Source organism: Streptomyces sp. NPDC001508, assembly GCF_040298665.1.
Taxonomy (GTDB): Bacteria; Actinomycetota; Actinomycetes; order Streptomycetales; family Streptomycetaceae; genus Streptomyces.
Genome location: NZ_JBEPAP010000013.1, coordinates 105,803 through 119,416 on the forward strand (window position 1 = coordinate 105,803; position 13,614 = coordinate 119,416).

General features: G+C 73.4%; 13 protein-coding genes and 1 pseudogene. 9 read left to right on the plus strand and 5 right to left on the minus strand.

Going from position 1 to position 13,614, the window contains the following annotated elements:
- Positions 1-23 precede the first annotated feature (23 nt).
- From ABT245_RS15265 to mug, 4 genes and pseudogenes are all read left to right on the plus strand, one after another.
- Complete coding sequence (locus ABT245_RS15265; protein ID WP_351733570.1) at positions 24-833, plus strand: SGNH/GDSL hydrolase family protein; 810 nt, start codon at positions 24-26, stop codon at positions 831-833.
- Positions 834-966: pseudogene (locus ABT245_RS46075) on the plus strand (DUF4326 domain-containing protein); the annotation flags it as partial. It lies immediately after the preceding gene.
- A gap of 214 nt (positions 967-1,180) precedes the next feature.
- Positions 1,181-2,623: an adenylosuccinate lyase gene (purB, locus tag ABT245_RS15270; protein ID WP_351733573.1), complete on the plus strand. Its 1,443-nt coding sequence runs from the start codon at positions 1,181-1,183 to the stop codon at positions 2,621-2,623.
- Entirely contained in the window at positions 2,620-3,231 is a 612-nt protein-coding gene (mug, locus tag ABT245_RS15275; protein WP_351733697.1) for a G/U mismatch-specific DNA glycosylase, read from the plus strand. The genes purB and mug overlap by 4 nt, the downstream gene beginning before the upstream one ends.
- Here mug and ABT245_RS15280 read toward each other — a convergent pair.
- The 3 genes from ABT245_RS15280 to ABT245_RS15290 are packed head-to-tail and all read right to left on the minus strand — an operon-like array spanning position 3,209 to position 5,345.
- Positions 3,209-3,652 carry a hypothetical protein gene (locus ABT245_RS15280; protein ID WP_351733576.1) on the minus strand — a complete coding sequence of 148 codons (444 nt, stop codon included), beginning with the start codon at positions 3,650-3,652 and terminating at the stop codon, positions 3,209-3,211. The genes mug and ABT245_RS15280 overlap by 23 nt on opposite strands.
- A gap of 41 nt (positions 3,653-3,693) precedes the next feature.
- Positions 3,694-4,422: an ABC transporter permease subunit gene (locus tag ABT245_RS15285; RefSeq protein WP_351733578.1), complete on the minus strand. Its 729-nt coding sequence runs from the start codon at positions 4,420-4,422 to the stop codon at positions 3,694-3,696.
- A 2-nt stretch (positions 4,423-4,424) separates the two neighbouring features.
- Positions 4,425-5,345, minus strand: coding sequence for an ABC transporter ATP-binding protein (locus tag ABT245_RS15290; protein WP_351733580.1), 921 nt, complete (start codon positions 5,343-5,345; stop codon positions 4,425-4,427).
- A gap of 107 nt (positions 5,346-5,452) precedes the next feature.
- Between ABT245_RS15290 and ABT245_RS15295 the strand changes: the two genes are divergently transcribed.
- The 3 genes from ABT245_RS15295 to ABT245_RS15305 all read left to right on the plus strand — a co-directional run bounded on the left by ABT245_RS15295 (position 5,453) and on the right by ABT245_RS15305 (position 8,545).
- Positions 5,453-6,607 (plus strand): sensor histidine kinase, encoded by a 1,155-nt coding sequence (locus ABT245_RS15295; protein ID WP_351733582.1) that lies wholly within the window; start codon positions 5,453-5,455, stop codon positions 6,605-6,607.
- A 14-nt stretch (positions 6,608-6,621) separates the two neighbouring features.
- The gene (locus tag ABT245_RS15300; protein WP_351733584.1) at positions 6,622-7,287 is read left to right on the plus strand and encodes a response regulator transcription factor; all 666 of its coding nucleotides are present in this window, start codon (positions 6,622-6,624) and stop codon (positions 7,285-7,287) included.
- A 100-nt stretch (positions 7,288-7,387) separates the two neighbouring features.
- Complete coding sequence (locus ABT245_RS15305; RefSeq protein ID WP_351733586.1) at positions 7,388-8,545, plus strand: ROK family transcriptional regulator; 1,158 nt, start codon at positions 7,388-7,390, stop codon at positions 8,543-8,545.
- Between the two features lie 8 nt (positions 8,546-8,553).
- On the opposite strand, the gene ABT245_RS15310 is transcribed toward ABT245_RS15305, so the two are convergent.
- Both ABT245_RS15310 and ABT245_RS15315 read right to left on the minus strand, forming a co-directional pair.
- Positions 8,554-9,315, minus strand: coding sequence for a GntR family transcriptional regulator (locus ABT245_RS15310; protein WP_351733589.1), 762 nt, complete (start codon positions 9,313-9,315; stop codon positions 8,554-8,556).
- A gap of 236 nt (positions 9,316-9,551) precedes the next feature.
- Positions 9,552-10,436: an RNA polymerase sigma-70 factor gene (locus ABT245_RS15315; RefSeq protein ID WP_351733591.1), complete on the minus strand. Its 885-nt coding sequence runs from the start codon at positions 10,434-10,436 to the stop codon at positions 9,552-9,554.
- Positions 10,437-10,615: 179 nt separating this feature from the next.
- Here ABT245_RS15315 and ABT245_RS15320 point away from each other — a divergent pair, with 179 nt between their 5' ends.
- Together ABT245_RS15320 and ABT245_RS15325 are read left to right on the plus strand one after the other, a co-directional pair.
- A complete protein-coding gene (locus tag ABT245_RS15320; protein ID WP_351733593.1) occupies positions 10,616-11,446 on the plus strand; it encodes an alpha/beta fold hydrolase in 831 nt (276 codons plus the stop codon).
- A gap of 467 nt (positions 11,447-11,913) precedes the next feature.
- Entirely contained in the window at positions 11,914-13,500 is a 1,587-nt protein-coding gene (locus ABT245_RS15325; RefSeq protein ID WP_351733596.1) for an alkaline phosphatase D family protein, read from the plus strand.
- The last annotated feature ends 114 nt before the right edge of the window (positions 13,501-13,614 follow it).

Below are 13,614 nucleotides of genomic sequence, written 5' to 3' on the forward strand. Positions count from 1 at the left end.
CGCGGGATACCATCGCTGCCGCCATGCAGACGATCCCCGCACACTCCTCGCCCGCCCCGCACCCGTCGCACTCCAGCCTGGTCGCGGTCGGCGACTCCTTCACCGAAGGCATGTCGGACCTGCTGCCGGACGGCTCCTACCGGGGCTGGGCCGATCTGCTCGCGGCACGGATGGCCGCCCGGAGCCCCGGGTTCCGGTACGCCAATCTCGCGGTGCGCGGCAAGCTGATCGGGCAGATCGTCGACGAGCAGGTCGCGGTGGCGGCCGGCATGCACGCCGACGTGGTCACCCTGGTCGGCGGGCTGAACGACACGCTGCGGCCCGGGTGCGACATGGGACGGGTACGGGGGCTGCTGACGCAGGCGGTGGAACGGCTGGCCCCGTCCTGCAAGCAGCTCGTGCTGATGCGCAGCCCGGGCCGCCACGGACCCGTCCTGGAGCGGTTCCGGCCGCGCATGGAGGAGCTGTACGCCTGCGTCGACGAACTCGCCGAACGCCACGGCGCCCTGGTCGTGGACCTGTACGGGGCGCCGTCGCTGGCCGACCCGCGGATGTGGGACACGGACCGGCTGCACCTGACGGCGGAGGGGCACCGCCGGGTCGCCGAGGCCGTCTGGCAGACGCTCGGCTACGCCGCCGAGGACGCCGAGTGGCACATCCCGCTGCCCGCCGAGGCGCCGCCGGGCTGGGCCACCCGGCGAACCGCGGACGTGCGGTTCGCCCGCCGGCACCTGCTGCCCTGGATCGGACGCAGGCTGACCGGCCGTTCCTCCGGCGACGGCCGCCCGGCCAAGCGCCCCGAGCTGCTCCCGTACGAGGGCCCCACGACGTAGTTCGTGGGCCGCCGCCGGACCCTGGGCGGCTTGGGACCTGCCCCGGCATCCGCTGTACAACCCGTTGTACAAGCCGTTCGCCCACCACACCGCGGCGAAGCGACGGGACGGCACCCGGGCCGAGGTCATGGCGATGTAGATGGAGGAGGCTGGTGAGGTGAGGCTGGTGCTGGTGAGGCCGACGATGCCGGCGAGGCGCCGTAGTCCGCACCCGGTGTGCGGCGTGCGCACGCGCGGCACCGCTTGATTGCCGGTCGCCGCGTCCCCCGGCGCGGCCCCGCTCCACCCGGTCCGTGGGCGTATGCGCAGTTCGGAGCGGATCTGGACAGCCGGTATGCTCCGTACACGTGACTTCCGCTCCCGCCAAACCCCGCATCCCGAACGTCCTCGCCGGACGCTACGCCTCCGCCGAACTGGCCACGCTCTGGTCGCCCGAGCAGAAGGTGAGGCTGGAGCGCCAGCTCTGGCTCGCCGTGCTGCGGGCCCAGAAGGACCTCGGGATCGAGGTGCCGGACGAGGCGATCGCCGACTACGAGCGGGTCCTCGACACCGTCGACCTGGCCTCGATCGCGGAGCGCGAGAAGGTCACGCGGCATGATGTGAAGGCACGGATCGAGGAGTTCAACTCCCTCGCCGGGCACGAGCATGTGCACAAGGGCATGACCTCCCGCGATCTGACGGAGAACGTCGAGCAGTTGCAGATCCGGCTCTCCCTTGAGCTGATGCGCGACCGTACGGTGGCCGTTCTGGCACGCCTGGGCAGGCTGGCCGGCGAGTACGCCGAGCTGGTCATGGCGGGCCGCTCCCACAACGTCGCCGCGCAGGCCACCACGCTCGGCAAGCGCTTCGCGACCGCCGCCGACGAACTGCTCGTCGCCCACGGCCGCATCGAGGAGTTGCTCCGCCGCTATCCGCTGCGCGGCATCAAGGGCCCGGTCGGCACCGCGCAGGACATGCTGGACCTGCTGGGCGGCGACGCGTCGAAGCTCGCCGAGCTGGAGGACCGGATCGCCCGGCACCTCGGCTTCGCGCATGCCTTCACCTCCGTCGGCCAGGTCTATCCGCGCTCGCTGGACTACGAAGTGGTGACCACGCTGGTGCAGCTGGCGGCGGCGCCGTCGTCGCTGGCCAGGACGATCCGGCTGATGGCCGGGCACGAGCTGGTCACCGAGGGGTTCAAGCCAGGCCAGGTCGGCTCCTCCGCGATGCCGCACAAGATGAACACCCGCTCCTGCGAGCGCGTCAACGGCCTGATGGTGATCCTGCGCGGCTACGCCTCGATGACCGGAGAACTCGCGGGCGACCAGTGGAACGAGGGCGATGTGTCCTGCTCGGTGGTGCGCCGCGTCGCGCTGCCGGACGCCTTCTTCGCGCTGGACGGCCTGCTGGAGACCTTCCTGACCGTGCTCGACGAGTTCGGTGCCTTCCCCGCCGTCATCGCCCGCGAGCTGGACCGCTATCTTCCGTTCCTCGCCACGACCAAGGTCCTGATGGGTGCCGTGCGGGCCGGTGTGGGCCGCGAGGTGGCCCACGAGGCCATCAAGGAGAACGCGGTCGCCACGGCGCTTGCCATGCGCGAGCAGGGAGCCGAGCGCAACGACCTGCTCGACAAGCTGGCCGCCGACGAGCGGCTGCCGCTGGACCGGGAGGGGCTGCGGGCGCTCATGGCCGACAAGCTGTCCTTCACCGGTGCGGCGGCCGACCAGGTCGGCGTGGTCGTCGGCCGGATCGAGGAGATCGTCAAGCAGCTCCCGCAGGCCGCGGGCTATGTCCCCGGAGCGATCCTCTGACCCGCTTGACCCGGGCGGAGCTGGAGGCCGCCCGCGACCGTCTGGTGCCGGACGTGGTCGCGGACGGTCTTCGCGTGCTGTTCTGCGGCATCAACCCCGGTCTGATGACGGCCGCGACGGGCCACCACTTCGCGCGTCCCGGCAACCGGTTCTGGCCGGTGCTGCATCTGTCCGGGTTCACGCCGCGGCTGCTGAAGCCGTCGGAGCAGCGGGAGTTGCTGTCGTACGGGCTGGGCATCACCAATGTGGTGGCACGGGCGACGGCGCGGGCCGACGAGCTGTCCGCCGCGGAGTATGTCGAGGGCGGGCGGCTGCTCGCCGCGAAGGTGACGCGACTGCGGCCGAGGTGGCTGGCCGTGGTCGGAGTGACCGCGTACCGTACGGCGTTCGGCGACCGGCGTGCGCAGGTGGGGCCGCAGGAACGGAGCATCGGGGACACCCGGGTGTGGGTGCTGCCCAACCCCAGCGGGCTGAACGCGCATTGGACGGCGGCGACGATGGCCGAGGAGTTCGGGCGGCTGCGGGAGGCCGCGTACGACCGGGGCCGGGTCACGGCGGCCGATGCCGTCGGGGATGCGGAGCGGGTCACGGCGGGTCCAGGTTCGTGACGACGGCCAGGAGCTGGAAGGGCAGTTCCCCGTCCCACTGGGAGACGCCGAGGGCGACCCAGCGGTCCGAGCCGGGCGCCCGCCACAGGTCGAGGTCGGGCACCTGCCCGCTCAGCGCGGCCCATGGCTCCCCGGTGTCCTCGCCCTGCGTGGTCCGTTCGAGCACGCTGTACAGGCTGATGCGCTCCGGCGGCCCCCACCGCTCGGTGAGCCGCGCACCGAGCCCGTCCCGGTCGGCCTCGTACTGCGTCTCGGTCTCCTCCCGCTGCGCGCCGCCGTCCTCCCAGAAGTCGCCGCTGGTCTGTAATTCCGCTATGTGGTAGCCGGGCCCGCTCTCGCCGTGCTCCGTCCTGCCGTGCTCCGCGGGGAATCCCCGGGCGCACAGCAGGTCGATGAGGGCCAGGTGCCGCGCGATGTCCATGGGATCCAGTAAAGCGGGCACCACTGACAATTGGCGATGCGTCAGGCGTCCCGCCGGTGTACGCACCACGCTCCCGCGAGCAGCGCTCCGGCCGTCCACAGCGCGGTCACCGCCAGGCCGGTCCACGGGCCGAGGCCGCCGCCCGAGTCGCTGTGCAGGACCACTTGACCGGCCCGGTCGGGCAGGTAGTCGGCGGCGTTGCCGGACAGGTCGCCGACGACGAAGGAGACGATCAGGAGCAGCGGGATCAGCAGGCCCAGCGTGGCCGCTCCGCTGCGCAGCACGGCCGCGAGCCCGGCCGCGAACAGCGCCATCAGCGTCAGGTAGAGGCCGCAGCCCACCGCGGCCCGCAGTCCCTCGGCCGAGGTCGGCCGGTCCGCTCCGGCTCCGAGGGCGGCGCGGCCGACGAGCAGGGTCGCCGCTCCGGTGACCAGGCCCACGGCGAGGACGGGCACCGCGATCGCGGTGGCCTTCGCCGCGCACCACCGTCGCCGGTCGGGAACCGCGGCCAGTGTCAGGCGCAGCGCGCCGCCCTGGAACTCGGACGAGACGGCCGTCGCGCCGAACGCGATCGCCGCGATCTGCCCGAAGGAGACACCGAAGAACATGGCGAACAGCGGGTCGGTGTCGTCGCCGTCGGCCGAGGTGAGCGCGCCGAGGGCGACGGTCGCAAGGAGCACCGCGCCCAGGCTGCCGAGGAGCGAGCGCAGCGTACGGATCTTGATCCACTCGGCGTGGAGTGCGGGCTGGAACGTCGAAGGGGACGGCATGGTCAGGCCTCCTGGGGCTGGGCGGTGAACTCGGCCTCGGCCGACGTCAGATCGAGATACGCCTGCTCCAAGGTGGCCTCCTCGGCGGCGAGTTCGAGGGCGGGGACCCCTGCGTCGGCCATGAGGCGCCCGATGTCCGCCACGCGCGCGTTCCGCACGGTCCACCGGCCGGCGTCGGTCGAGGCGGCGTCGTAGCCGTGGCGGGCCAGCAGACCGGCGAGCGCCGTCCCGTCGGTCGTACGGACCCGCACGCCGGGCCGTACGCGCGCGTGGATGAAGTCCTTCAGCGGGGTGTCCGCCAGGAGACGGCCGCGGCCGAGGACGACGAGGTGGTCGGCGAAGGCCGCGGTCTCGTTCATGAGGTGGCTGGAGACCAGGACGGTGCGGCCCTGACCCGCCAGCCGGCGCAGCAGCGCGCGGATCCAGACGATGCCTTCGGGATCGAGTCCGTTCGACGGCTCGTCGAGGAGGACGACCCCGGGATCTCCGAGCAGCGCGGCGGCGATCCCGAGCCGCTGCCGCATGCCCAGGGAGTACGTCCTGACCCGGCGCCGCGCCACGGCCGCGAGTCCCGTCTCCTCCAGCACGGCGTCGATGCGGCGCACGGGGATGCGGTTGCTCGCCGCCAGGGCGCGCAGATGGTCGCGCCCGGTGCGGGAGCCGTGCGCGGCCTGCGCGTCGAGCAGCGCGCCCACATGACGCAGGGGCTCATGGAGTTCGGCGTAGGCACGGCCGCCGACCGTCGCGCTCCCGGAGGTCGGCCGGTCCAGGCCCAGGACGAGCCGCATGGTGGTGGACTTCCCGGCGCCGTTGGGGCCGAGGAAACCGGTCACCAGGCCGGGGCGGACGCTGAAGCTGACATGGTCCACGGCCCGCCGGGTGCCGTACGCCTTGCTGAGGTCTCGTACGTCGATGCTGGTCATGGCGCCACCCTCGCCGTTCGCGGGCGCCCGGTCCTCCCCCGCCGGTGCGGGCCGTCTCCCCCGCCCGGGGGAGGCCCGTTGTCGGTGGCGCCTGCCACGATGTCCAAATGGCCCGCTTCCTGCGCCCGCTGCTGCGGGGGACGACGTACACGCGCTTCCTGCACCTGTGGGTGCCGATGCTCATCGTCAGCGTGTGGCTGTTCGTCTCCCCGTCGAAGCCGTGGGTGCCGGCGGCCGTCCTGCTCCCGGCGGGGCTCATCGGGGCGGTGCGCACCGGGGAGGGGGTGCAGGCGCGGCTGCTGCTGACGCCCGGCGAGGAGGAGCCGGGCATCTCGGTGGCGCCGTCGGCGACATGGCGGGACAGGCTGCGTACCGTGCTGTGGCTGGAGATCCGGATGGCCCTCACGGTGCCGACGACCGTCTGCACGGTGTGGATGCCGATCTTCACGTATGAGCTGATCCGGCTCGCCTCCGGGCATGCCGTGCCCGACGTGCCGGTGCTGGACCGGGCACGGCCGCACTGGGCCTACGGGCTGCTCGCCCCGCTCCCCCTGATCGTCCTGTACGGCATGGTGGTGGGCCTCGGCGCGCTGGTCACCGCTCTCGCACGCGGGCTGCTCGGCCCGTCCGCGGCGGAACGCCTGGCCGTGCTGGAGGAACAGACCGAACAGCTCCTGGAGCGCACCCGCATCGCACGAGAGCTGCACGACTCCATCGGGCACGCCCTGACGGTGGCGGTGGTGCAGGCCGGGGCGGCGCGGGCGGCGGGCGATCCGGAGTTCACCGACCGGGCACTCGGCGCCATCGAGGAGACGGGCCGGGCCGCCCTGGAGGACCTGGAACGGGTGCTGGGCGTGCTCCGCGAGACGCAGCGGCCGGCGAGCAGCCGGCCCACGCTGGCCGACGCCGACCGGCTCCTGGAGTCGGCGCGCGCCTCCGGTGCCAAGGTCGACGCGGAGATGACCGGTCCCCTCCGGACGATCCCGGGTCCGGTGTCCCGGGAGGGCTATCGCATCCTCCAGGAGGCGCTGACCAATGTGCTGCGGCACGCGGGAGGTGTGCCGGTCCTGGTCCGCGTCACGGTGGCGGACGGCACGCTCGCCCTGGAGGTGCGCAATCCGCTGACGGCCGCGGTGGCCGGTGCCGGCCGTGGCAGCGGCCTGCGCGGCATACGCGAGCGCGCGGCCCTGCTCGGTGGTCGTGCGCACACGGGTCCGGACGCGGACGACTGGCAGGTGCGCGTGGAGCTGCCGGTGCGCTGATCTACGCTGGCCGGATGCCCGTCACCGTTCTGATCGTCGATGACGAACCCTTGGTCCGCGCGGGGCTGCGCGCGGTTCTCGATGCGCAGCCCGACATCGAGGTGGTCGGCGAGGCGGCCGACGGTGCGGCGGTGATCCCGTTGGTGCGGCGGCTGCGGCCGGACGTGGTCGCCATGGACGTCAGGATGCCGCTCCTGGACGGGATCGAGGCCACGCGCGCGGTGCTGCGCACCGTGGCCGATCCGCCGAAGATCCTGGTGGTGACCACATTCGAGAACGACGAGTACGTGTACGAGGCGCTGCGTGCCGGTGCCGACGGGTTCTTGCTGAAGCGGGCCCGGCCCGCCGAGATCGCGCACGCCGTACGGCTGGTCGCCGAGGGCGAGTCGCTGCTGTTCCCGGCGTCGGTGCGGCAGCTCGCCGCCCGATACGGCGACGACGGGCACGGCAACCGGGCGGCGCGGGCCGCGCTGGAGCGTGCCCGGCTGACCGAACGGGAGGCCGAGGTGCTGCGGTTGATGGCCCGGGGGCTGTCCAACGCGGAGATTGCCGCACGGCTGGTCGTCGGGACGGAGACGGTCAAGTCGCATGTGAGTGCCGTCCTGGCCAAGCTCGGGGCGCGGGACCGCACCCAGGCGGTGATCGCGGCGTTCGAGTCGGGCTTCGTCGCGACCGGCTGAACGTCCGTGCGGCGCACGGCAGTCGGCGCCCGGCACTCGCCGGGCCCCGCGGCGCCGAGTACGATCCGCCCAACACGCGCACGAGCTGGGAGGACGGACGGTGGGGCGGCTGACCGGCGGCGATCCCTCGCTGCTGCGAAGGATCAATTCCGCGGTGGTGCTGCACGCGATGCGTGCCACGGACTGCGCGACGCTCACGGAGATCACCCGGGTGACCGGGCTGTCCCGGCCGACCGTCGAGGGGGTCGTCGAAGGGCTCATCGAAGCCGGCCTCGTGGTGGAGACGGCGGCCGAGGAGGGCGTCGCACGGCGTCAGGGGCGCCCCGCGCGGCGGTTCCGGTTCCGGGCCGAGGCCGGCCATCTGCTGGGCCTGGAGATCGGCGCGCACCGCGTCGCGGCCCTCCTGTCCGACCTGGACGGCCGGGTGCTGGGCGCGCAGGCCAAGGACGTCGACGAGCGGGCCGAGGCGGACGAGCGGCTGGAGCGGCTGCGGACCGCCGTGGCCGAGCTGTTGCGGCGTGCCGGGGTCGCGCGCGGCTCCCTGCGGGCCGTCGGGGTCGGCACGCCGGGGATCGTGGAGGCGGACGGCACCGTGCGGCTGGGCACGGCGCTGCCGCAGTGGACGGGCCTGCGGCTCGGCGAGCGGCTGAGCCGCTCCTTCAAGTGCCCGGTGCTGGTGGAGAACGACGCCAACGCGGCGGCCGTCGCCGAGCACTGGAAGGGCGCGGCGACCGACTCGGACGACGTGGTGTTCGTGCTGGCCGGGCTGAGCCCGGGCGCCGGCGCGCTGATCGGCGGGCGGCTGCACCGTGGGTACGGCGGGGCGGCCGGGGAGATCGGCGCGCTGCACCTGCTGGGCCGTGAGGTGACCCCGGAGACGCTGCTGTCCACCACGGACCAGCCGCTGCATCCGCTGGACGAACAGGCGGTCGCCGAGGTGTTCGCGCTCGCGCGCAAGGGCGACCGGCGGGCGCGGGCCGCCGTGGACCGGTTCATCCAGCGGCTCGTGCACGACGTGGCGGCGCTGGTCCTGGCGCTCGATCCCGAGCTGGTCGTGATCGGCGGCTGGGCGGCCGGCCTGGACGGCGTCCTGGAACCGCTGCGCCAGGAACTCGCCCGCTACTGTCTGCGCCCGCCGAAGGTCGCCCTCTCCCTGCTCGGTGAGGCGGCCGCGCCCATGGGCGCCCTGCGGCTCGCCCTCGACCATGTGGAGGAGCAACTGTTCGCGGTGGAGGGCACGGCGACGGCCCGGCGGTGATCCGTCGGTTACGAGGCCTGCCGTTCGGGTCCGTGGTGGATCTCCACCTTGCCCGAGTCACCGAACGTGAGGCGGCAGGTGTCCGCGCGGTACAGGGCGACGGAGAGCGCCGCCGTGCGGCCCTCGGCGAAGAAGCGCGTCGTGACGACCAGCACCGGCGCCCCGGGGAGCCGGTCCAGTTCCTTGGCGTCGTCCGCGCCGGCCGAGCCGAGTTCCACGGCGCGGTCCTCGCCCTCCAGCTCCAGGCGCTGCAGCTCGCGCAGCACGGCACGCGCGCGTGCGGGGCCGGCGGGGGCGCCGATCGCCGACAGCTCGGGCACCGAGGACGCGGGCACGTAGAGCAGCTCGGCGGCCACCGGCCGGCCGTGGGAGACCCGGGTGCGGCGCACGGTGTGCACGGGCTCGCCGGCGCCGGTCTCCAGGGCCGTGACGACGGCCGCGGGCGGCACCGCCTGCGTGCAGTCGGCGCTCTGCCAGGCGTCTCCGGCGGCGCCCGGCCAGGCGTGCTGTTCGGTGCCGACGGCGACGCCCACGCGCGGCGGTGCGACGGTCGTACCGACACCGCGGCGGCGCTGTAGCCGGCCTTCCAGTTCGAGCTGTTCGAGGGCCTGGCGGAGCGTGGCGCGGGCCACGCCGAAGCGGGCGGCGAGGTCCCGCTCGTTGGGCAGGATCTCACCGACCGAGAACTCGGAGTCCAATGCCTCACTGAGCACGGTCCTGAGATGCCAGTACTTCGGTTCCGGCACCGATTCCAGCTGCGTGGTCCCCACCCTGTCCTCCGCAATCGCCGTGGTCCGGCGGCGTTTTAGCGCCCTTGTTTATTAAAGGTTGTTGCACTATCTGCGACGATAGGGCGGCGGTCACCCTTGGTCAAGACCAATCCTCGATCCCTCGGGCGCACAGGGGCCGTCCGCAGCGGAGCGTTCATGGACCGTTCTCACTCGGCGGTTGTCGTGACGTGATGGCAAAGCCCCCGTCGCGGGACGGGGGCTTTCGGCGGAGCGGATCAGCGCGCGGCCAGGGACCGCAGCTTGTCGGGGTTGCGGACGAGGTACACCGTGTGGACGACGCCGTCGGCCACGTCCAGTTGCAGGACGGTGTCGGGCTTGCCGTCGCTGAGGGCGAGCACCGCGACGCCGCCGTTGACCTCCAGGAGGCGGACGGACAGCGTGGGCGCCTCCGCGGCCGTGACCGCGACGAGGAAGCGGCCCACCTTGTCCGCCGTCCTGAGGACCCGCACCGGCGCCTTCGCCTTGCCTCCGCTGTCGCCCACCAGGAGCACGTCCGGGGCGAGCAGGGACATCAGCGCCGCGAGGTCGCCGTCGGCCGCGGCGGCGAGGAACCGCTCCGTCAGATCCCGGCGTTCGGCCGGGTCGACCGGGTAGCGCGGCCGTCGCTCGTCGACGTGCCGGCGGGCCCGCGTGGCGAGCTGGCGCACCGCCGCCTCGCCGCGGTCGAGCACGGCCGCGATCTCGGCGTACGGATAGCCGAAGGCCTCCCGGAGGACGAACACGGCGCGTTCCAGGGGCGACAGGGACTCCAGGACGACGAGTACGGCGAAGGAGACGGAGTCGGCGAGCACCGCGCGGTCGGCGCTGTCCGGGGCGCTGTCCGCGAGGTCGGTGACGTACGGCTCCGGGAGCCACGGGCCGACGTAGGCCTCGCCGCGGGCGCGGATCTCGCGCAGCCGGTCGATGGCCAGCCGGGTGGTGATGCGCACCAGATAGCCGCGCGGCTCGCGCACCCGGCCGTGGTCCGCGCCGGACCAGCGCAGCCAGGCGTCCTGGACGACGTCCTCCGCGTCGGCCACGCGTCCGAGCATGCGGTAGGCGACCCCCATGAGGACGGGGCGGTGCGCTTCGAAGACGTCGGTCGGGGTGTCGGCGCTCACGGCCCCATCCCATCCAATGCGCCCCGCGATGTCCAGGAGAGCGCGGCCGTCGAGGCGGGCGCGGCGCGTTGCGCCGGGGTGGCGGCGGAACACGCGGACACGGAGGGCTACCTGTGGGTAGTAATTGCTGACAAGCTGTCTACCACGTCCCGCAGGCCCGTCCCAGACGAGGAGCATTCATGTCCGCGACCGTCTCCTTCGAGGTCCCCACCGCGCACGGCCCACGGGGCGTCACCGTCTCCTACGCGCGCGTGGGGCGCGGCGAACCGCTGGTCCTGCTGCACGGCATCGGCCACCACCGGCAGGCCTGGGACCCGTTGGTGGACATCCTCGCCGTGGAACGCGACGTGATCGCCGTGGACCTGCCCGGGTTCGGCGCGTCCCCGGGCCTGCCGGACGGCCTCGCCTACGACCTGCCGACGACCGATGTCGTCCTCGGGGCGCTGTTCGAGGCCCTGGAGCTGGACCGCCCGCACGTGGCCGGGAACTCGCTCGGCGGGCTGCTCGCCCTCGAACTGGGCCGCGAGAAGCTCGTACGGTCCGTCACCGCGCTGTCCCCCGCCGGATTCTGGTCGCCGGCCGAACGGCGTTACGCCTTCGGTGTGTTGACGGCTATGCGGCGGACCTCCCGGCAGCTGCCGCGGCCCGTGGTCGAGCGGCTGGCCCGGACGGCGGCCGGCCGTACCGCCCTGACGAGCACGATCTACGCCCGGCCGGCCCGCCGTTCGCCTCAGGCGGTCGTCGCCGAGACGCTGGCGCTGGCCCGGGCCACCGGTTTCGACGCGACCCTGCGGGCCGGCACCACCGTCCGGTTCACCGACGACATCCCCACCGTCCCGGTCACGGTCGCCTGGGGCACCCGCGACCTGGTGCTCGTGCGCCGTCAGGGGGTCCGCGCCAAGCAGATCATCCCCCGGGCCCGGCTGGTGCGGCTGCCCGGCTGCGGACACTGTCCGATGAACGACGACCCGGCGCTCGTCGCACGCGTCATCCTCGACGGCAGCCGCTGACCGGCTTCCGACCCCAGGGCGCCCCCGGCACCACCGAGCACGCTGCCCGCCCCTGGGCGTGGCCGCAGAAGCCGGCCCCGACGAACGGGGCGGTCAGGGCCGAGGCAGGCGCTCCTCAAGGAACGGCGAACGGGGAACCCCGCAAGCCCATTTGGGGAACCCCGCTCCAACTCGTTCGCGGTTCCCGGCTGGAGCCATGGGACAGGCCGCGGGCGCGGGGCAAGGTCGGATGGTCGTGTCCGCGGTGCGCGGGTGCACGCGCGTGTGCTGTGGCGGCCGGGGCGGGGGGCCGTAACCGAGGGGGCAGCGGCCGCGGTTGGGCTCCTGGTGGCAGGGGATCGCGGAGGCGTACTCCCGTTTCCGTGGCTGCCGGGCCAGTTGTTCACTTGTGGTTTCCGTGCCCGCTGCGGCACACCAGTAGGTGTGGCACTGCACACGGTCCGGTTCCCGACCCCGGAGGCGCAGCCATGTCACACCGCCCCTTCCCCGGCCGCCGCAGCGTCCTGCGCGGCTCCCTCGCCGCGTCCGCGGCCCTGGCCCTGCCGGCCGCCGCCGGCGCCGCACCCGCGTTCGCCCTGTCGGGGCGCCCGAAGGCGGGCTGGGGCGCACAGGTCGGCGACGTGACCTCCGACTCCGGTCTGGTCTGGGTGCGCTCGGACCGGCCGGCCCGGATGATCGTGGAGACCTCGGCCACCGAGTCGTTCCGCAACCCGCGCAGATGGCGCGGCCCGCTGCTGGGCCAGGGCACCGACCTCACCGGCACCACCCAGCTGCGCGGCCTGCCCTCCGGCGAACAGATCCACTACCGCGTGCTGCTCGCCGACCCGGACGACCCGCGGCGCACCGGCGAGCCGGTGACCGGCACGTTCCGCACCGTGTCGGCGCGCAGCCGCGACGGCGTGCGGTTCCTGTGGTCCGGCGACCTGGCCGGCCAGGGCTGGGGCATCAACCCCGACCTCGGGGGCTACCGGATCTACGACGCCATGGCGAAGCTGGACCCGGACTTCTTCCTGTGCAGCGGCGACAACATCTACGCCGACGGGCCGATCAGCGCCACCCAGGCCCTGCCCGACGGCCGGACCTGGCGGAACATCACCACCGAGGAAAAGTCCAAGGTCGCCGAGACGCTGGCGGAGTTCCGCGGCAACTTCCGCTACAACCTGCTGGACGAGAACCTCAAGCGGTTCAACGCGCAGGTCCCGTCGATCATCCAGTGGGACGACCACGAGGTGCGCAACAACTGGTACCCGGGCCAGGTGATCGCGGACTCGGACGCCCGGTACACGGAGAAGAGCGTCGATGTGCTGGCGGCGCGCGCCCGGCGGGCCTTCAGCGAGTACTTCCCGATCCCCACCCTGCGGCCGGGCGCGAAGGAGGGCCGCGTCCACCGCGTGGTGCGGTACGGCCCGCTGCTCGACGTGTTCGTCCTGGACATGCGCACCTACCGCAACGCCAACTCGCCCGACGACCAGACCGTGGACCCGCAGGGCATCCTCGGCCGCGAGCAGTTGGAGTGGCTCAAGCGGGAGCTGTCCCGGTCGCGCGCTGTGTGGAAGGTGATCGCCTCCGACATGCCGCTCGGCCTCGTCGTGCCGGACGCCACCGAGGGCAGGCCGAACATCGAGGCGGTGGCGCAGGGCGACCCCGGCGCTCCGCTGGGCCGTGAGCTGCAGATCGCCGAGCTGCTGCGGTACATCAAGCACCGGCGGATCACCGGCACGGTGTGGCTGACCGCCGACGTGCACCACACCTCGGCGCAGCACTACCAGCCGTCGCGGGCCGCGTTCACCGACTTCCAGCCGTTCTGGGAGTTCGTCTCCGGACCGCTCAACGCGGGTGCCTTCCCGGCCAGCGCGCTCGACGGCACCTTCGGACCGGAACGGGTGTTCGTGAAGGCGCCGACCGCGTCGAACGTCTCCCCCGCCGGCGGTTACCAGTTCTTCGGCGAGGTCGACATCGACGGCCACAGCGGTGAGCTGACGGTGCGGCTGCGCGAGCAGGACGGCACGGTGCTGTTCACCCAGCGGCTGCGGCCGGGCCGGGTCGGCCAGTAGGCGCGGCGGGAGCCCGCCCGGGCGGCCGGCTCCCGTACCCTCGAAGGCGTGCCGCGCACCGGCGTCATCCCCCGGTGCGCGGCACGATCGGCGACATCTGCCCACTTCGCCGAG

Coding starts and splice junctions, on each gene's coding strand:
- ABT245_RS15265 (WP_351733570.1), top strand. CDS start 24: ATGCAGACGATCCCCGCACACTCCTCGCCCGCCCCGCACCCGTCGCAC.
- ABT245_RS15295 (WP_351733582.1), top strand. CDS start 5,453: ATGGCCCGCTTCCTGCGCCCGCTGCTGCGGGGGACGACGTACACGCGC.
- ABT245_RS15300 (WP_351733584.1), top strand. CDS start 6,622: ATGCCCGTCACCGTTCTGATCGTCGATGACGAACCCTTGGTCCGCGCG.
- ABT245_RS15290 (WP_351733580.1), bottom strand. CDS start 5,345: ATGACCAGCATCGACGTACGAGACCTCAGCAAGGCGTACGGCACCCGG.
- ABT245_RS15325 (WP_351733596.1), top strand. CDS start 11,914: ATGTCACACCGCCCCTTCCCCGGCCGCCGCAGCGTCCTGCGCGGCTCC.
- ABT245_RS15320 (WP_351733593.1), top strand. CDS start 10,616: ATGTCCGCGACCGTCTCCTTCGAGGTCCCCACCGCGCACGGCCCACGG.
- ABT245_RS15285 (WP_351733578.1), bottom strand. CDS start 4,422: ATGCCGTCCCCTTCGACGTTCCAGCCCGCACTCCACGCCGAGTGGATC.
- ABT245_RS15280 (WP_351733576.1), bottom strand. CDS start 3,652: ATGGACATCGCGCGGCACCTGGCCCTCATCGACCTGCTGTGCGCCCGG.